At 70.3% G+C, this 16,988-nt stretch carries 15 protein-coding genes and 1 pseudogene; 10 read left to right on the top strand and 6 right to left on the bottom strand.

All coding sequences use genetic code 11. From position 1 onward, the window contains the following. The first annotated feature begins 59 nt into the window (after positions 1-59). A complete protein-coding gene (locus ACIA8L_RS01280; RefSeq protein WP_395899185.1) occupies positions 60-1,025 on the top strand; it encodes a zinc-binding alcohol dehydrogenase family protein in 966 nt (321 codons plus the stop codon). Between the two features lie 68 nt (positions 1,026-1,093). Continuing rightward, the gene (locus ACIA8L_RS01275; RefSeq protein ID WP_395899183.1) at positions 1,094-1,954 is read left to right on the top strand and encodes a DUF2207 family protein; all 861 of its coding nucleotides are present in this window, start codon (positions 1,094-1,096) and stop codon (positions 1,952-1,954) included. Positions 1,955-2,558: 604 nt separating this feature from the next. On the opposite strand, the pseudogene rho reads toward ACIA8L_RS01275, so the two are convergent. Beyond that, positions 2,559-3,737: pseudogene (rho, locus tag ACIA8L_RS01270) on the bottom strand (transcription termination factor Rho); the annotation flags it as partial. Between the two features lie 488 nt (positions 3,738-4,225). On the opposite strand from rho, the gene ACIA8L_RS01265 reads away from it, so the two are divergent. From ACIA8L_RS01265 to ACIA8L_RS01250, 4 genes are all read left to right on the top strand, one after another. Continuing rightward, complete coding sequence (locus tag ACIA8L_RS01265) at positions 4,226-4,489, top strand: hypothetical protein (protein WP_395899181.1); 264 nt, start codon at positions 4,226-4,228, stop codon at positions 4,487-4,489. A 148-nt stretch (positions 4,490-4,637) separates the two neighbouring features. Next, entirely contained in the window at positions 4,638-5,006 is a 369-nt protein-coding gene (locus ACIA8L_RS01260; RefSeq protein WP_395899179.1) for an ATP-binding protein, read from the top strand. Continuing rightward, positions 5,003-5,317, top strand: a complete 315-nt coding sequence (locus ACIA8L_RS01255) for an STAS domain-containing protein (protein WP_395899177.1) — start codon at positions 5,003-5,005, stop codon at positions 5,315-5,317. Before ACIA8L_RS01260 ends, ACIA8L_RS01255 begins: the two co-directional genes overlap by 4 nt. Before the next feature lie 122 nt (positions 5,318-5,439). Next, positions 5,440-5,718, top strand: a complete 279-nt coding sequence (locus ACIA8L_RS01250; protein WP_395899175.1) for a hypothetical protein — start codon at positions 5,440-5,442, stop codon at positions 5,716-5,718. A 375-nt stretch (positions 5,719-6,093) separates the two neighbouring features. Here the strand turns inward: ACIA8L_RS01250 and ACIA8L_RS01245 are convergent, their stop codons facing one another. Continuing rightward, entirely contained in the window at positions 6,094-6,297 is a 204-nt protein-coding gene (locus ACIA8L_RS01245) for a cold-shock protein (RefSeq protein WP_350609970.1), read from the bottom strand. 502 nt (positions 6,298-6,799) lie between these two features. On the opposite strand from ACIA8L_RS01245, the gene ACIA8L_RS01240 reads away from it, so the two are divergent. After that, positions 6,800-7,660, top strand: a complete 861-nt coding sequence (locus tag ACIA8L_RS01240; protein WP_395899173.1) for a SigB/SigF/SigG family RNA polymerase sigma factor — start codon at positions 6,800-6,802, stop codon at positions 7,658-7,660. Positions 7,661-7,754: 94 nt separating this feature from the next. Here the strand turns inward: ACIA8L_RS01240 and ACIA8L_RS01235 are convergent, their stop codons facing one another. Next, on the bottom strand, positions 7,755-8,828 hold the full coding sequence (locus ACIA8L_RS01235; RefSeq protein WP_395899171.1) for an LCP family protein: 1,074 nt from the start codon (positions 8,826-8,828) through the stop codon (positions 7,755-7,757). Positions 8,829-9,063: 235 nt separating this feature from the next. Here ACIA8L_RS01235 and ACIA8L_RS01230 point away from each other — a divergent pair, with 235 nt between their 5' ends. The 3 genes from ACIA8L_RS01230 to ACIA8L_RS01220 are packed head-to-tail and all read left to right on the top strand — an operon-like array spanning position 9,064 to position 13,480. After that, positions 9,064-11,034 (top strand): hypothetical protein, encoded by a 1,971-nt coding sequence (locus tag ACIA8L_RS01230; RefSeq protein ID WP_395899169.1) that lies wholly within the window; start codon positions 9,064-9,066, stop codon positions 11,032-11,034. Positions 11,035-11,081: 47 nt separating this feature from the next. Next, positions 11,082-12,032, top strand: a complete 951-nt coding sequence (locus ACIA8L_RS01225) for a glycosyltransferase family 2 protein (protein WP_395899167.1) — start codon at positions 11,082-11,084, stop codon at positions 12,030-12,032. Beyond that, entirely contained in the window at positions 12,029-13,480 is a 1,452-nt protein-coding gene (locus ACIA8L_RS01220) for a hypothetical protein (protein WP_395899165.1), read from the top strand. The genes ACIA8L_RS01225 and ACIA8L_RS01220 overlap by 4 nt, the downstream gene beginning before the upstream one ends. On the opposite strand, the gene ACIA8L_RS01215 is transcribed toward ACIA8L_RS01220, so the two are convergent. From ACIA8L_RS01215 to ACIA8L_RS01205, 3 genes are read right to left on the bottom strand one after another with little or no spacing between them, the layout of a single operon-like run. Then, a complete protein-coding gene (locus tag ACIA8L_RS01215; protein WP_395899163.1) occupies positions 13,477-14,568 on the bottom strand; it encodes a hypothetical protein in 1,092 nt (363 codons plus the stop codon). The two genes, ACIA8L_RS01220 and ACIA8L_RS01215, sit on opposite strands and share 4 nt — an antisense overlap. Continuing rightward, on the bottom strand, positions 14,568-15,086 hold the full coding sequence (locus ACIA8L_RS01210; protein ID WP_395899161.1) for a SigE family RNA polymerase sigma factor: 519 nt from the start codon (positions 15,084-15,086) through the stop codon (positions 14,568-14,570). The genes ACIA8L_RS01215 and ACIA8L_RS01210 overlap by 1 nt, the downstream gene beginning before the upstream one ends. Positions 15,087-15,129: 43 nt before the next feature. After that, positions 15,130-16,884 (bottom strand): ArnT family glycosyltransferase, encoded by a 1,755-nt coding sequence (locus tag ACIA8L_RS01205; protein WP_395899159.1) that lies wholly within the window; start codon positions 16,882-16,884, stop codon positions 15,130-15,132. Between the last annotated feature and the right edge of the window lie 104 nt (positions 16,885-16,988).

Here is a 16,988-nt window from a genome sequence, read left to right as displayed (position 1 = left end):
AGGTTCAGCTCAAGCCATACGTTGGCAGCGATCTCGTGGACTATCAGATCGTGGAGCACATGATGCGAGCTGTCGGATACCGGACGGCGGGCGGGCCGGGCGTTCTCGAGGACCTGGAGCTGCCCGCGCCGGCGCCCGGGCCGCGCGATCTGCTGGTGCGGGTCGCGGCGGTGTCGGTCAACCCCGTCGACGTCAAGGTGCGGGCCGGCGGTGATCCGGGTGCCGAGCCGCGGGTGCTGGGCTTCGACGCGGCCGGGATTGTGGAGGCCGTCGGCGCCGAGGTGACGCTGTTCGCGCCCGGCGACGAGGTGTACTACGCCGGCACCATCGACCGGCCCGGCACCAACCAGCAGCTGCACCTGGTCGACGAGCGGATCGCCGGGCGCAAGCCGGTGTCGTTGAGCTTCGCGGAGGCGGCCGCGCTGCCGCTGACCACGATCACGGCCTGGGAGACGCTGTTCGACCGCTTCCGCCTCGATGCCGACAGCACGGGCACCCTGCTGGTCGTCGGGGCCGCGGGCGGGGTGGGTTCAATGGTCGTTCAGCTGGCGAGGGCACTGACAAAGATCCGCGTCGTGGGTACCGCCAGTCGCACCGACTCCCGCCAATGGGCCCTCGACCTCGGCGCGCACGAGGTCATCGGCCACGACGAGGAGCCGGCGGACGTCGACTGGATCTTCTCGCCGTTCACCGCGGGCCAGATCGAGCGGTACGCCCGCATCCTCCGCCCCGGCGGCGCCATCACGGCCATCGACGAGCCGCCCGGCCTGGACCTCCTGCCGCTGAAGACGAAGAGCATCACCTTCCACTGGGAGCTGATGTTCACGCGGCCGCTGTTGCAGACGCCCGACATGGTGGTACAGCACGAGCTGCTCAACCGCGTATCCGAGCTGATCGACGCCGGCCGTGTGCGGCACACGATGACGGCGAACCTCGGCCCGATCGACGCCACGAACCTCCGCAAGGCCCACGAACTGGTCGAGGACGGCCACATGACCGGCAAGGTCGTCCTCGGCGGCTTCTAGTCTGGACGGTTTAAGGTGGTTGGGCTCCTGCTTGCCGACCCAGCATCCGTTGCGCCCCGGAGGTTCCCGTGGACTGGCCACCGTTCCTGCAGCTCAGCGTGCCGGTCACGCTCGCGGTGTGGGTGCTGCTGACGGCCGTCGCGCTCTGGCGCTCGCGGCCGCGGCTGCCCGAGCCCGGCGCGCCGCTGAGCACTCCCCCGGGTGAAGAGCCGCCGGCCGTGGTCAGCCTGATGATCAACAAGTGGCGGCCGGACGAGGACGCGATCGACAGCACGCTGCTCGACCTGGCCGCCCGCGGCTTCCTGGAGCTCCGCCAGCCGGGCGAGGAGCCGCAGGAGACGACGGTCCGCCTCCGCAAGGGCGACGGGCGCAGCCTGACGTCGTACGAGCAGCAGGTTCTGGACCGGGTCAGCCAGCTCTCGGTCAACGGCGAGGCGTCGCTGACCAGCCTGGCGTTCCGCAGCTGGACGGAGGCCCGCCGCTGGCGCGGCGCCTTCTACCGCGCGGTCATCGAGGAGGCCCGCACCCGCGGCCTGTCGCAGCGCCGCCTGTCCCGCCCGACCCGCCGCACGCTCCTGGGCGGCGCGTTCGTCCCGGCCGGCTTCATGTTCGCCACCTGGATGTGGGCGGCGTTCAAGCTCCACGCCAACCTGGCCGACCAGATCACCGGCTCACTGATGGCCGCGGCCGCCATCTACCTCGTCATGTACTTCGTGGTCGAGCTGCGCTGGAGCGACCAGAACACCGCGGAGGGCACCCGGGTCGCCGGCGCCTGGCTGGCCTACCGCGCCCACCTGGTCGCCGTCGAGGGCGTCAATGACCTCGCACCGGCCGATGTCGCGTCCTGGGGCCGCGAGATGGCCTTCGCCTCCGCGCTGGGCGTCCTCCCGACGGAAGAGGCCCTCATGCGCTCGCGCGTCGCCCTCTGACAACCTCGTGCGGCGAGAACCTCGTGCGGCCGTCTGACAACGTCGTGCCTTCGCGCGTTGTCCTCGCGACAGCCTCGTGCGGCCCTCTGACAACCTCGCGCGCCGACAACCTCGCGCGGCCCTCCGACAACTTCGCGCGCTCGCGTCTCGTGCGCTCGCGGGTCGCCCTCTGCACGCGCCTGGCGACAACCTCGAGCGCTCGCGGGTGGCCCTCTGACAACTTCGTGCGCTCGCATCTCGTGCGCTCGCGCGTCGCCCTCTGACAACCTCGCGCGGCCGTGTGACAACCCCGCGCGGCGACAACCCTGCGCGGCGACAACCTGTGCGGCCCTCTGACAACCTCGTGCGCTCGCGTCTCGAGCGCTCGCGGGTCGCCCTCTGCTCGCGATGTCGCCCTCTGCTCGCGATGTCGCCCTCTGGCAGCACTGCCCCGCCGCTATTGCGGACCCCGGCACACATCGCGGACCGTGCAGATTGGGCGACAAATCGCGGCCATGCGTCGGCGGGCGTTCCGATATCCCTACGCTAACATGCCCCAAAAAATCGCCGAACCCATCGTAACCGGACCATCACGCTGACGTTCAGGCCAGCCTCGCGGCGGCGGTCAGGCCTGGCCGCGCAGGAGGAGGGTCAGGAACTCGGCGTTGGACTGGGTCTTGGCCAGCCGCTCCAACAGTTGCTCGGTCGGCTGCTGGTTGGAGGCGCCCAGCGCCTTACGCAGGCGGGAAATGGCCTGGAGCTCGTCCGGGTGCAGGATGACGTCGTCGCGGCGGGTGCCGGAGGCGTCGATGTCGATCGCGGGGAAGACGCGGCGATCGGCGAGCTTGCGGTCGAGTTTGAGCTCGGCGTTGCCGGTGCCTTTGAACTCTTCGAAGATGACCGTGTCGCCGCCGGAGCCGGTTTCGACCAGGGCGGTGGCGATGATGGTGAGCGAGCCGCCGTTCTCGATGTTGCGGGCCGCGCCGAGGAGCCGCTTCGGCGGGTACAGCGCGTTCGAGTCGATGCCGCCGGTGAGGATGCGGCCGGAGGCGGGCGCGGAGTTGTTGTAGGCGCGGCCGAGCCGGGTGATGGAGTCGAGCAGGAAGACCACGTCGTGGCCGAGCTCGACGAGGCGCTTGGCCCGCTCGATGGCGAGCTCGGCGATGCCGGTGTGCTCGTTGGCGGGGCGGTCGAAGGTCGAGGCGATGACTTCGCCCTGGATGGACCGCTGCATTTCGGTGACCTCTTCGGGCCGCTCGTCGACGAGCAGGACCATGAGGTGGCATTCGGGGTTGTTCTGGGCGACGGCGTTGGCGATCGCCTGCAGCACCATCGTCTTGCCGGCCTTCGGGGGCGACACGATGAGCGCCCGCTGGCCCTTGCCGATGGGCATGACCAGGTCGATGAGGCGGGCGGTGAGCTGGCGCGGGCCGGTCTCCAGGCGCAGCCGCTCCTGCGGGAACAGGGCGGTGAGCTTGCTGAACTCGGGGCGGTTGCGGGCCCATTCGGGCTCGTTGCCGTGGACGGTGTCCAGGCGGGTGAGGGTGCCGCCGTTGGCGCTGCCGGTGATGGCGTCGCCCTGGCGGAGGCCGTATTTGCGGACCATGGCCGCGGGGATGGCGACGTCGTCGGGGCCCGGCAGGTAGCTGTCGACCCGGAGGATCATCTTGTCGCGGTGGACGTCGGCGATGCCGGCCACGTCGCGGGCCTCGCCCGGGGTGGGCGGCTGGGGCTGGTTGGCCGGGCGGCTGCGGTCGCGGCCTCGCTGTGAGGTGCGGGTGCGCCGGCGTTCCTGGCTCTGACCTGCGGGATGCTGTTTCTGGGTGGTGCGTTCCAACACTTCAGTTGGGGCCATATGCGTCCTCCTAAGGACTGTGCGGCCGCGAGTGAGAAAGATCTTGCGGATACGCGTGAGCTCGCGGATCGGGCTGCGCTGCGTGTGCGGTGGCCGCCTGGCTTCCTACGCGAGAGCGTGACACGCGGTGGCGATAGGGCGTCCCCGGGCGGCGATCGCCGACTTCCGCGGGACTTGCTCGACCGTAACCCGAACGTCAACGCTCGGCAAGCCCCGGCGTGGGCGTGGCGCGCTTCACGTCGGCCATCCGACCCGCTGGACGGGGCGAAGACCAGGCAAAACGAGGGCGGCCAACCGGTTCGCACCCGAACGGTCGCGGGGTCCGCCCGCTTGATCAGGGCCCGCGCTACCGTCCGGCAACCGAACGGGTCCTGGTGCGGCACCGGTCGGACGGTTCTCTGGGTGGTGTCAGGGAGCACACCAACCGGGGGGTTGACATGAACAGCACGTTTGACACGGTCCGGGCCGAGGCCCTGTTCGCCTCCTCGCTGCAGGCCTCGCAGGAGCCGACGTCGCTGCAGGTGCGCGCGGCGGTCACCGCGTCCCTGCGCCGGTACGGTGTCGACGGTTGCACCGCCCGTGTTGCCGGCGAGTTCGGCGAATACCCGGAGAGCGCGGCCCGCCGCATGTCCTGGGCCCTGGAGATGGTCCGCTCGGCCTATGCGGCGCTGGCCGCCCGGGAGTTCGCGTTCGCCGGCTGAGCCGGGCAAAAACCAAAGCTCAGGAGCCGAAGCCGCTCTGGTACTGAATCAGACGTTGTAACAGAAACTTCACGTCCGCCATTCCCCTTGATCCAATTGGGACCGGACCGACGTTTCCCCGTTGAACCGGTGCGGTATGAGTTGAGTCGTGGACCTTCGCCTCACCGTCGACCTGCCGCACGACGTCGATCGCATGAGCACGCTTCGGCACGTGCTGGACGGGGCGCTGACCGGGCTCGGCGTAGCCGAACAGACTCGAACAGATATCGGCTTGATCGTGACCGAGACGTGGGCGAACGTGATCACTCATGTTCGGGTCGGTGTGGCATTTCAGGTCCGCGCGACGGTGGACGAGATGCAGTGTGTGATTGAAGTCACCAACCCGGGCGAGCCGATCACCGAGACGCTCTACAACGTGATGTCGTCCGGACACTCCCTGAAGGTCGTGCGGAGCCTCGCCGACGACGTGTCCGTCGACAGCGACGGGCTCCTGATGAAGGTCACGAAGCTGCTATGAACGAGTTCTCCGCTGTGGCCACCCCCGCCCCGGACGGCACGGTCACCGTGACCGCCTCCGGCGAGCTCGACATGACCAGCGCCCCCCAGCTGATCAACGTGCTCCGCGACGCGATCCACGCGCACGGCCCGTCCCGGGTCGACCTCGACCTGACCGGCGTGACCTTCATGGACTCGACCGGCCTGCAGGTCCTGGTGGCCGCCAACACGGACGTCGGCGGCGGCCTGCGCATCACCGGCACCAGCCCCGCGGTGCACCGGCTGCTCCAGCTCACCGGCGTGCTGCAGGAGTTCGGCCTCTCCCCCACATAGAGAGGCCCCTCGTAGGAACCCCCCACGGCAAACAAACCAATTGGCAACCGAACAGTTCCCACACCGGCACCCGGACAGGAGTTAGCTGGACCACAGCAGGGAAGTTCGGCAGGAGGTCAGTGATGGAGTCAACGTTCGAAGCGGTCCGCGCCGAAGCGCTCTTCGCATCCCAGCTGCAGATGTCCCAGCGTCCGGTCGACGCTGACGTCCGCGCGGCCGTGACCAGCACGCTGCGCCGCATCGGTGTCCAGGGCTGCGTGGCCCGGGTCGCCACCGAGTTCGGCGAGCACCCGGAGTGTGCGTCCAACCGTATGGGCTGGGCCCTGCGCATGATCCGGCACGCCTACGCCGGCTCGTGCACCCCGGAGGTCTTCCGCCGCCGCCCCGCGGCAATGGCATAAAAGCCGCAAGAGCGGCACTGCGCAAAGCCGCAAAGCCGCAAAGCCGCCAAACCGGCACCGCGCAAAGCCGCAAGACCGGCACCGCGCAAAGCCGCGAACGCCGCACCGGCAAAGCCGCGAGCGCGGCACTTGCGGAAAGGCGCATGAGCGGCGACGGAACAAAGGCCCAGTAGCGGCTCTGCGCAAAGGCGCACTAGTGCCCGAGCAACCCCGGCAAATCCCGCACAATCTGAAAATTCCACAAGTGCGGTCGTGAAGGCCTCGAGCCGGAGACGCGCACCAGAAACTGCGAAGCCCCCGCCGAAAGCCTTCGGACGGGGGCTTGCTACTCCTTCGGCCGTGAAGCGGGTCTCGGCCTACGACTTGGGGTGTTGTTCAGACCGCCCGGATGTTGTCGGCCTGCGGCCCCTTCTGGCCCTGCGTGATCTCGAACTCGACCTTCTGACCCTCGGCCAGCTCGCGGTAGCCGGTGGCCTGGATCGCCGAGTAGTGCGCGAACACATCGGGTCCACCGTTGTCCTGCGAGATGAAGCCGTAGCCCTTCTCCGAGTTGAACCACTTCACCGTGCCTGATGCCACGTGTAACTCCTTAGCGACGACGCCCCGATCCGCACCTCACGGATCAATGTGAAACAGGCGCACGCCACGGTGAAAGACGGTAGCCTCCGCGCTGCGAAAACGCAGCCCCGTGTTTGGCGTGCGGACCGGATCGACGACCAAACTGAAATGCACACCCGGAGCTTGTGGATACTCAGCGTATTGCCCTACTGGACAGTCGGTGATATAGCGATCGACTTCAACACCTGGTTCTCGCCAACGACGCGAAGATCTAGTACAGTCGGCTCAGCTCACTTCAGCCGAACGGGCAGTTCGGTTGCGGGGCGTCGTCCAGCAGCGGCGACACAGGCCCCGACGAGCCACCGCAGGTCTTGCACCGGCACTCAAGAAACGGGTGCCGAGTAGCGATTCCCGACCGGCGTGGCGGCGCATGCCTTCCCTTCCTTCCCGGACGCAGCACGAGTCTGCGTATTGGCGGCCGACCACACACGCCCGGTCAAAGCACCAGAAGGGCCACAACCCCATGACCACCATCTCTGTCGACCGTGCCATCGACCGCGCCCTCGCCGACGCCGCCCCGGCCAACGCCGGGACCAGCGAAAGCACCAGCACCAGCACCCGGGCGACCGACGCACAGGCCCGCGCGCTGCTGTCGCTGATGGCCGACCTCCCCGCGGGTGCCGACCGCGCCCGGGTCCGGGCCCGGCTCATCGAGCTGTACATCCCGCTCGCGGAGTACCTGGCCCGCCGCTTCCGCAACCGCGGCGAGCACTTCGACGACCTCGTGCAGGTCGCCAACCTCGGGCTCATCAAGTCCGTCGACGGCTACGACCCGTCGCGTGGGGCCGCGTTCACCAGTTACGCGATCCCGATGATCGTTGGTGAGCTCAAGCGCCACTTCCGGGACAAGGGCTGGGACGTCCGCGTCCCGCGGCGGCTGCAGGAGCTGCGCCTGGAGATCTCCAAGGTCTCCGGTGACCTGGCGCAGGACCTGGGCCGCTCCCCGACCGTCGCCGACCTCGCCGCGCGGCTGAGCGTCAGCGAGGAAGAGATCATCGAGGGTCTCGACTGCGGGCAGGCCTACCGCGCGCTGTCCCTCGACGCTCCGGCCGGCGAGGGCAGCGACCCGGGCGCGGCCGGCCTCGGCGATCTGCTGGGCGACCTGGACCCGGACATGCAGAACGTGGAGAACCGGGAGGCGCTGCGCCCGCTGCTGGCCAAGCTGTCGGAGCGCGAGCAGAAGATCATCGCGATGCGCTTCCACGGCAACCTGACCCAGTCGCAGATCGCGGCCGAGCTCGGCATCTCCCAGATGCACGTGTCCCGGCTGCTGGCCGCCGCGCTGCGCACCCTGCGCAGCGAGCTGAGCGCGGTCGCCGAGTAACGAGGGCCACCACCTGCGTGGGGGAATGGAGCGGGCGTCCGTCGGGGGGAACGACGGGCGCCCGCTGTAAAGCTGTGTCAGGAGAAAGGCCGGGTCAGGAAGAGCCCACGATCCCGGCGTGGTTCTGCACGAACTCGGCCACGGTCTTCGACCGGACCGCCGCCAGCAGGTCGAGCGTGGTCTGATCCAGCGCCTCCGCCCCGGCGTTCTCCTCCGAGGCGTGGAAGCCGCCGTTGTTCGTCTTGAGCGTCAGCAGCCGGTCGCCGTCGATCCCGCGCATCGCGAAGATCCAGTCGTCGAGCCCGAACGGCCCGGTGTCGATCGTCATCGCCCGCCCCACGACGTCGAGCACCTTGTTGAGGGTGCCCGGGCTGCCGAGCACCTCCTTGCTGGCGATCTTCTTCAGCAGCGCCTTGATGAACTGCTGCTGGTGGCGCTGGCGGTCGTAGTCGCTGTTGGGCAGCGTCTCGCGCTGGCGCACGAAGTCCAGCGCCTCCCAGGCCTCGAGGTGGCGGTACCCCACGTCGTAGACGACCGGCGTGACGCCCTTGATCGGGATCAGCTGGGTGCCGCCGCCGGGCGCGTCGCGCTGCTCGAACGGCGTCTTGGTGTTGCCCTGCGCGTCGTGGCCGATATGCACCGAGACCGTACGCACGTCGATGTACATGTCGACGCCGCCGAGCACCTTCACCACGTCCTGGAATCCGACGAAGTCGACGATCGCGGCCGCGTCGAAGGTGAGGCCCCAGTTCTGCTTGATGGTCGCGGCCAGCAGCGTGGTGCCGTGTTTTCGCTGTTCCTTGCCGGTCAGCCCGTAGCCGCCCTCGGCGAACGCACCATTGATCTTGTCTTTGCCGCCCTTGTAGGTGCGGTTGCCGTTGTCGTACTTCGGGATCGACACCCAGGTGTCGCGCGGAATCGAGATCAGGAACGCCATGTCGTGCGTTTCCGGAATGTGCAGGAGCAGGATCGAGTCCGCGCGGATCGCGTCGTTCGGATTCTGATTGGGCCGCGGGTCGATGCCGATGAGCAGGATGTTCTTCGCGCCGTTGATGGACGCGTGCCGGCCCTGGTTCTCCTGCGGCAGCAGGTCCTCGGTGTGCACGCTGCGTGTCGCGAACCCGAACACCGTGTCCTTGATGACGAACGCGCCCCCGGCGACGATCATCAACAATGCGCCGACGACCACCAGCGCGCTCGCCCAAACCGGATCCTTCCGGCGTTTCTTCTTTCGTGCCGAAGAAACCCGTGAAGAAGGAACCTGGGTCTTGCCCTGTGTCAAGGCCCTCTCCCTGCCGCTCCATCACCTTCTGTCACTGCGATGACGCCCGCCCCGAAGGTACCCGGGCGACGCGATATCGTCACCTCCCAGTAAATGGAACAAGGCCAGTTACGGAGAGTGCATGGTGACGGCACGGCCCCGCCCCGTAACGCTCGCGCTCGCCCTCGTCCTGGCCTGGGTCGTCCCGCTGGCCGCCCACCCGCTGCGCCTCGACGCCCTGCTGCCGCTGCTGGTGCTCGCGGGCACCATGGCGATCCAGCGCGGCGCCACCGGCCTGATCGACCGGTTCGTGCTCGCCTGCGCCCAGCTGTTCGGGGCCGCTTGCGTCTTCGGCCTGGCCCTGACCGTGTGGCCGGGGCACCTGCACCCCACCCTGGTCGCCGGTATCGCCTTCACGGTGCTGGTGCTCATCGCGGCCGCCACCGGCCGCCTCGAAAGACCTCGGAAATACCGAGGAAAACAAAAAGTACACATGACAGCGTTGGCCTTTGCCGGCGTCACCGTCGTCACGTTGATCCCGTATGCCGCCCGGGACCTCGGCGGCCGCCTGGGTCTGCCGCTGGCCGGCGAGGACATCGCCCGCCACTACCTGATCTACGACGTCATCGGCCGGACCGGCGGCTACCTGTTCCTGCGGCCGGAGGCCCTGCGCCCGTTCGTGCCGGACGAGGAGCTCACCGGCATCGCCAACTATCCGCAGGGTCTGCACTTCACCTACGCCGTGCTCGACCGCTTCATCGCCTCGACCACGGGCCGGACGAGCGCCGCGGCCGCCGTCGACGCGATGGTGTGGCTGATGGTCGGCACGTTCCTGCTCCTGGCGCTGGCCGTGCTGTGGGCGGTGCGCCGCCTGGCCGGGCCTGGCGTCTCCCCCGGCCGGCTGCTGCCGGTGCTGCTCGTCGCGGCCGCCTGGCTGGTGCTGGGCGACCCGGTGACCGTGCTGTCCCGTGGCTACCCCAACGAACTGGCCGGCCTGGCCTGCGCCGCGGTCCTGGCCGGCATCGTCATCCGGCCGCTGCACAGTCTCGGCGAGCAGACCGTGACCGTGGCCCTGCTCCTGGTCGGGTTGTCGTTCAGCTACCCGCTGTTCCTGCCGTTCGGCGGGCTGGCCGCGCTGTGGTGGATTCGCCAGGCCCGGCTGTGGCGGTTCTGGTGGGGCTGGCTGGCCGCAGCGCTGGTCGCCGTCGTCACCGCGATTGGGCCGCTGACCGCGATGACCGCCTCCAGCGGCACCCAACTGCTGCTCAACGGCACCGCCAGGGTCGTGGACCGGCCGGCCACCGCGGCCCTCGTGGCGTTGGCGATCTTCGCGGTACTCCTGCGCCGCGGCCTGCGCGCGCCGAGCCACCGGGCCGCACTGTTCACCGTCGCCACCGCGTTCGTCCTGGCCGCCGGGCTCGGGCTCTACCAGATCGCCACCATCGGCCGCCCCGTGTACTACTTCGACAAGCTCCTGCACCTGCTGATCGTGGCGGCCCTGTGCGCCCTCGGCGGCCTGGCCCGGTTCCTGCCCGGCCTCGGCGTGGCGGCCCGGGTCGGTGTGGCCATCCCGGTCGTCGCGGCCCTGGCGATCGCCGGCGGCGAGTGGCACGCCACCCCGGTCGCGCCGGGCGTGAAGCTCGCCCTCGGCAAGGACCGCGGCTCACCGGAGGCGGCCCGCGACGCGCTGCTCATGGCCCGGATGTTCCCGGACGGCGGCGGGGCCGTGAACGTCGACCTCATGGGCAGCCCGTGGCGCAACTGGTCGGGCACCCTCGGCGCGGCCGCCCTGCAGCACCAGTACCGCCACTTCCCGGCCTGGTCGGGGCTGCTGTACCCGGGGTCGGCGGGCAAGGGCAGCACGATGGACGACCTGGACCGGCTGGTCCGCGAGAGCCCGGTGCCGGTCCGGTTCTTCGTGCACGACCCCGAGGCGAGCCTGCTCGTTGTCGATGGAGAGCGCCCCTACCGGCCGAACGTCAAGCCTGGTCAGCCGCTCCCGGTGGCGTTCGGCGACCCCGCCGCACCGACCAACATCGCGGCGGTCCAGGCGCTGGCTGCGAAATATCCGGCGAAAGTGCAGGTCGTGTACGCTCGGCCAGCGAACCCATAGGACTCAGTGTGGTGGCGCAGCACCGCAACCGAGACGGATTGGTCATCGTGCAAAAACCGCAGGTCAGCGTCGTCATTCCTACGCGTAACCGGCCGGAGCTGGTAGTACGGGCCGTTCGCAGTGCGCTGGCCCAGACCCTGACGGACATCGAGGTCGTGGTCGTGATCGACGGCCCCGACCCGGCGACGGTGGCCGCGCTGACGGCCATCGGTGACGAGCGGGTCCGCCCGGTCGAGCTGCCCGAGTCCGGGGGCGCGCCGAACGCCCGCAACCGTGGCGTCGACAATGCCCGCGCCGACTGGGTGGCGTTCCTCGACGACGACGACGAGTGGCTGCCGGAGAAGCTCACGACGCAGCTGGAGCGGGCCCGGGCCGCGGGCGTGCCCCAGCCGATCGTCGGCAGCCGGCTCTACATGCGCACGCCCCGGGCCGAGCTGATCATGCCCCGCCGGATTCCGGCGCCGGGCGAGCCGATCAGCGAATACCTGGCGGTCCGGCACGGGCTGTTCCACGGCGACGGTTTCATCCAGACCTCGACGATCATGGCGCCGACCGCGCTGCTGAAGAAGGTCCCGTTCGCCGACGGCCTGCGCCGGCTGCAGGAGCTGGACTGGACGCTGCGCAGCCTCCAGGAGGAGGGCGTGGACCTGATCTACGCCGAGGAGCCGCTCGTCATCTGGTACGCCGACGAGAACCGGCCCCGGATCAGCTTCGACGCGCCGTGGAAGCAGTCGCTGGAGTGGCTGCAGCAGACCCGGCCCCGGGTGACGCCCCGCGCCTACGCGGCCCTGGCGATGAGCGTCGTGGGCTCGATGGCCGCCGCCAGCCGCAGCCCCAAGGTGTTCTTCGGCCTGCTCCGCGAGGCCCGCACGCACGGCCAGCCCAGCTTCACCGACTACGTGACCTTCCTGCAGGTCTGGCTGGTCCCGGCCGGCCCCCGCCGGGTGGTCCGCGACTTCTTCCTCAGCCGCCGCCGAGCTAGGACAAACGCCGGATGAATGTTCCCAAGGGCCGTGCGGCGTTCGCCGTGGCCGCCGTGGTCGTCGCGCTGTTCGCGGGCATCTTGGAGTACACCCGGACCAATAGTCCGGGGCAGTCGGCGGCGGCGTTCGCGGCCGGCCTGATCGCCATGGCGGTGGCCGGCATCGCGCTGAGCCTGCCCGGGATCAGCCTGCGCGGCCTGGTCCTCGGCGGCCTGTTCGTGCTGGCCGGCATCCTCACCTGGACCGCGGGGGCCGAGCACGCGGGGTTCATCTGGGCCGTCCTCGCCGTCGAGGTGGTCGTCTTCGCGGTGTGGGCGTGGCCGTGGCTGCGCTCGCTGCGCGACCTGTCCCGGCTCGGCACCGCCTGGCTCGGCCTGGCGTACTGGTTCTTCGGCATCCTCGGCGCGGTCTTCATCGCGCAGTGGAAGGTGGCCGGCCAGCGGGTCGCCTACGCGGGCGTCTTCACCCTGGCCGTGCTCGCGATCATCGCCCTGAACAAGAAGCGCGGCGGCAAGGACCTCTCGATCGGCATGGCGGCCGCGGTCCTGCTCGGCATCGCGGCGCTGCTCCTGGCCGGCTCCGGCAGCCTCTTCGACAGCGTCCGCGCGATCCCCGACAACGCCTCCGCGCGGATGATGACGGACCGCTTCTGGGGCGGGCCGGGCCTCTACTACCACCCCAACTCCCTGGCCGGCTTCATGGCCATCGCGGCCATCCGGATCGGCCTCGACCGCGCGATGTTCTGGTGGCAGCGCTTGGGCGTGGCTGCTCTGGCGGCATTGGTACTGTCGATCTGCCAGTCCCGCACCGGTTTCGTCTTCGCCGCCGCGGCCGCCGTCGTCTACCTCGGCACCGCCCTGTGGAACCGCCATCAGGACGTCGACCGCCGCTGGCCCGCCCTCGCGACGCCGTTCGTGGTGATCGCCATCGTGATGACGCTGGGCGGCGGCTACCAGTGGGTCCTCAAGGACCGCTTCGCCGACAACCCGGGCGACGTGACCAGCGGCCGCACCGCCACCTGGCGCCAGGTCTGGGTCGACTGGAAGGGTGACGGCTGGGCCGAGAAGACGTTCGGCAACGCCGAGACCTCCCGGGCCGTGGTCCACCGCGTCGACGACGGCAACCCGGTCGAGGGCCCGCGCCGCGAGCTCAACACCGACAACGCCGCGGTCGGCGCCTTCCGCCGCGGCGGCGTCCTCGGCGCGGTCGCGTTCCTGCTCGGCCTGGCCCTGCTGCTGTGGCACGCCATCCGCAGACGGCCCAACGGCGCGATGCCGGCCGCCTGGTTCACGATCGGCGCCCTGGCCGTCGTCCCGACCATCGCCACCGAGGACTGGCTCATCGGCGGCACCAACGGCGCCATCTGGCTCCTCCTGGCCGCCGGCGAGGCCCGCACGCTGCTCCAGCGCGACGAGCCCGCCGACCTGACCACCACGAAAGAACCCGAACCCGCCGTCTCCTAGGCCGGCGGCCCCAGGACGATCGGCCAGCCGGCGTCGGGGACTCCCACGGCGAACCGGTCGTTCCAGGTCCCGTTCGGGTTCATGTTCACCAACTCCATGCCGTCGACGCCGATGAGCTGGGTGTCGGTCACCCACACGGCGGGCCATGGGAAGTTCTCGACCTTCTGCTGCACGAGGTCCACCTTCAGGGCCCGGCCGACCTGTGCTTCGGATACGTCGGCCGTGGTGATCATGAAGCGGCCGTCCGGTGAGAACGCGAACGGGCTGTCCGGAATCCAGGTGTTCACCAGGACCGTGCGGGTCGGGGCGCCAGTGTCGGCGTTGAAGAACTGCAGCCCGCGGACGCGCTCCACGGCCTCGCCGCCGGAGCGGTCGGCCAGCGGCATCAGCACCTCCCGGCCGTCGCGGGTGAAGGCGTAGGAGCAGCGGCTGCAGTCGTAGAGGGTGCGGTCGACCGGGTGTTTGGTCACGGCGCCGGTGCGGGCGTCGATGATCCCGAAGCCGGACTCGCCGTTATCCTTCATCAGGTAGCCCGAGACCAGGCGGTCGCCGGTCGGGGACCAGTGGTAGGAGCCGTTGAACGGCTGGGGCGCGAACGTGACCTGGTGCCCGCCGCTGACGTCCGCGATGATCATCGGGTCGTCCGGTCGGACCTGGACCAGGGCCCGGTGACCGGCCGGAGCGATCAGCACCGTGCGGCGGGCCGCCGGCTGGACCTGGCTGTAGGTGCCGGCCGCGCTCAGGGCCACATCGCCGGCGGCCATGACGCGCCAGCCGCCGTAGAGCCGGCCCTGGGCGGCCGACGGCGCCGGTGAATTGTCGAGCGGGTCCCCCGTCATGGGCGGCCCGCCTGAGTCGCTCGGCACCGGGACCGCGGGCAGCTGCGCGCGGTCGCCGGCGCCGCTGAGGACCGCGGCCGGCAGCAGGATCGCGACCACGGCGGCCACGACGCCGGCGGTCACGGCGACGCGCCGGCGGGTGCGGATCCGGCGGCCCTGGGCGATCGCCGCGGCGGCCAGGCCGGGCGGGACGTGCAGGTCGGAGCCGGGCTCGTCGATGGTGTCGCGGAGCAGTTCGTCGAAGCGCATCAGTTCCTGCCTTCCACGAGGTCGGCGGACCAGTCGAGCTGCGGGACGAGCTTGCGCAGCTTGGTCAGGGCCCGGGAGGCCTGGCTGGCCACGGTCCCGGGGCGGCAGGACAGCACCGCGGCGGTCTCCTCGACCGTGAGGTCCTCGAAGTACCGCAGGATCAGCACCGCCCGCTGCCGGGGCGGGAGCTGCTTCAGGGCGTCGCGCAGGAGCAGCCGCAGCGCGGTGTCGGACTCGACGAAGACGGGCGGGCCGGGCTCGGGCGGCTCGGCCACGCTGACCTCGGCCCGGCGGCGCGGGCTGCGCCAGGCGGAGACGAAGTCGTTGTAGATGACGCGGCGGAGATACGGCTCCGGCTCGTCGATGCGCCGCCAGCGCGCGAACGCCTTGGCCAGGGCCGTCTGGACGAGGTCCTCGGCGGCGTGCCGGTCCCCGGTCAGCGCGTAGGCGGTCTTGAGCAGCGCGTGGGCGCGTTCGGCGACGAACGCCGCGAACTCGGTCTCCTGCAAGTCCGGCACCTCCCTCGCGACCTACACGCGCCAGGGGGTCAAAAGTTTTGCATCAACGGGGACGGATGGCGTAGGTCACCGACCCCTGCGTCTGCGGGTGCCACTCCTGCGGGATATAGAAGTGGCAGCCGATCGGCGGGTCGACGCAGACGACCGCGTCCACGGTGTCGATCTTCGGCGCCGGGAGGTCGGGCTGCAGCGACTGCAGCGACACCAGGTCGTCGCCCTTGAGCAGGATCCACCAGGGGTACTCCCACGTGTTGTACCCCTGGATGAGCCCGACCCGCTTCGCGCCGGAGGCGTTGACCGCGGCGGCCGCCCATTGATAGTCGCGGCCCCACTCCGGCCGCCGGATGAACCGCTCGTCCATGTGGCTGGTCGTGAACACCGAGCCGGGCCCGACCAGCCGGCGCGGCCAGCCGACGCTGACGGCGGCGACCCCGGCCAGGGCACCGATCGCGAGGACGGCGGACATGGATCGGACGACCAGACGGCGGCGGTACCTCAGCAGCGGTTCGATCCAGAGGGCGGCGAGGGGCGTGCCCAGCAGGATCAGGAACACGATGAGCCGGTTGCCCCAGGGCTGCCACTTGACCGTCACGGCGTAGGCCAGCATCGCGACCCAGAACAGGGCCGCGTAGAGGCGCGCGGGTGAGCGGCGCCGGACCAGGACGGCCGCGCCGATCAGGATCAGGGCGCCCTGCACCGGCAGCGACACCCGGTCCTCGTCGGGCGGCCAGGACTCGTACGGGTAGGTGGCGCCCCAGTAGGTGATCTCGCGCGCGTCGGGGTCGACGCCGAGCGCGTGGGCCAGGGCGCGGATCGGGGCGGCGGCGACGGGCCGGTCACCGGGCTGCGGGGGCTGCAGGGTCGTCTCGGCGATGCGCAGCGCGTTGATCAGCACCGACGCCGGGTCGTGGCGCTGCATGGTGATCGAGTCGCGCAGGTGGTCGGGGCCGAGCGGGTTGGCGTAGGTGGTCTGGACGCGCCAGAGGTAGGGCCCGGCGATGACCGCCATCAGGCCGACGACGATCGCGGTGCCGGCGAACGCCCGGGCCAGGTGCCGGGCTCGGAGCTGGCCGAAGAACCACCACACCAGCAGCGGGCCGGCCGCGACCAGGCCGGTGGCCTTGGTCAGCAGGGTCAGCCCGGCGGCCGCACCGAGCAGGAGCATCGCCGGCCACGGGGTGCGGCGGCCGCGCTCGTCCAGGACGAGGGTGGCGACGGTGCCGACCCAGAACGCGACGACCAGGTCGGTCTGGGTGCTCGTCGCCTCCAGCAGCACGATCGGCGTGGTGGCGAAGATGAGCGCGGCGACGAGCTGGGCGCGCCGGCCCCCGCCGAGCTGCGCGGCGATCCGCGACGCGATGATGACGCCGCCGACGCCGGCCGCGAGCTGGACGAGGTTGTAGAAGGCGTCCCCGCCGGTCAGCAGGCGCAGGTTCAGGAGGATGTACTCCGCGCCCGGTGCCATCGCCAGCTGCCGGTCGATGACCGTCGGATAGAACTCGACGCCGCCCTGCGCCGCCCAATGTTCGATCTTCGGCAGGTGGTAGGTCTGCGAGTCGAAGTTGTTGGGCGGCGCCACCAGCGCGATGACCAGATCGGTCAGGAACAGCCCGCCGAGCAGCACCGCGATGATGCGCTCGGCCCGTCCGGCGTCAGACCAGAAATGCCGCAGTTTTGGTACTACCTGACGGAAGAACGGCAGCCCGAAGTACCCGAGCGCGAGGGCCGCCGCGAACCAGACCACCGTGATGGCGGCCCGGTTGAGCAGGTGGACGGCCGAGAGCAGCTCGACCAGCACGACCGCCGCGGTGCCGAAGAGGAGCCCGGCACGGATCAGGGTGAGGCGAGTCGGCGCGAGGGTCTGTATCGAGGTGGGGGCCGGAGCGAGGCGAGGCTCAGGTG

It is taken from the genome of Dactylosporangium sp. NPDC051541, assembly GCF_044454505.1.
Classification (GTDB): domain Bacteria; phylum Actinomycetota; class Actinomycetes; order Mycobacteriales; family Micromonosporaceae; genus Dactylosporangium.
Note: the sequence above shows the minus strand (reverse complement) of the source record. Positions and strands in the feature narration are given on the sequence as shown.

Bases quoted from the DNA above. Each gene is read 5' to 3' on its own strand.
- ACIA8L_RS01250 (WP_395899175.1), top strand. From the start codon at position 5,440: ATGGAGTCAACGTTCGAAGCGGTCCGCGCCGAAGCGCTCTTCGCATCC.
- ACIA8L_RS01240 (WP_395899173.1), top strand. From the start codon at position 6,800: ATGACCACCATCTCTGTCGACCGTGCCATCGACCGCGCCCTCGCCGAC.
- ACIA8L_RS01230 (WP_395899169.1), top strand. From the start codon at position 9,064: ATGGTGACGGCACGGCCCCGCCCCGTAACGCTCGCGCTCGCCCTCGTC.
- ACIA8L_RS01215 (WP_395899163.1), bottom strand. From the start codon at position 14,568: ATGCGCTTCGACGAACTGCTCCGCGACACCATCGACGAGCCCGGCTCC.
- ACIA8L_RS01235 (WP_395899171.1), bottom strand. From the start codon at position 8,828: ATGATCGTCGCCGGGGGCGCGTTCGTCATCAAGGACACGGTGTTCGGG.
- ACIA8L_RS01255 (WP_395899177.1), top strand. From the start codon at position 5,003: ATGAACGAGTTCTCCGCTGTGGCCACCCCCGCCCCGGACGGCACGGTC.
- ACIA8L_RS01265 (WP_395899181.1), top strand. From the start codon at position 4,226: ATGAACAGCACGTTTGACACGGTCCGGGCCGAGGCCCTGTTCGCCTCC.
- ACIA8L_RS01280 (WP_395899185.1), top strand. From the start codon at position 60: ATGATGCGAGCTGTCGGATACCGGACGGCGGGCGGGCCGGGCGTTCTC.
- ACIA8L_RS01220 (WP_395899165.1), top strand. From the start codon at position 12,029: ATGAATGTTCCCAAGGGCCGTGCGGCGTTCGCCGTGGCCGCCGTGGTC.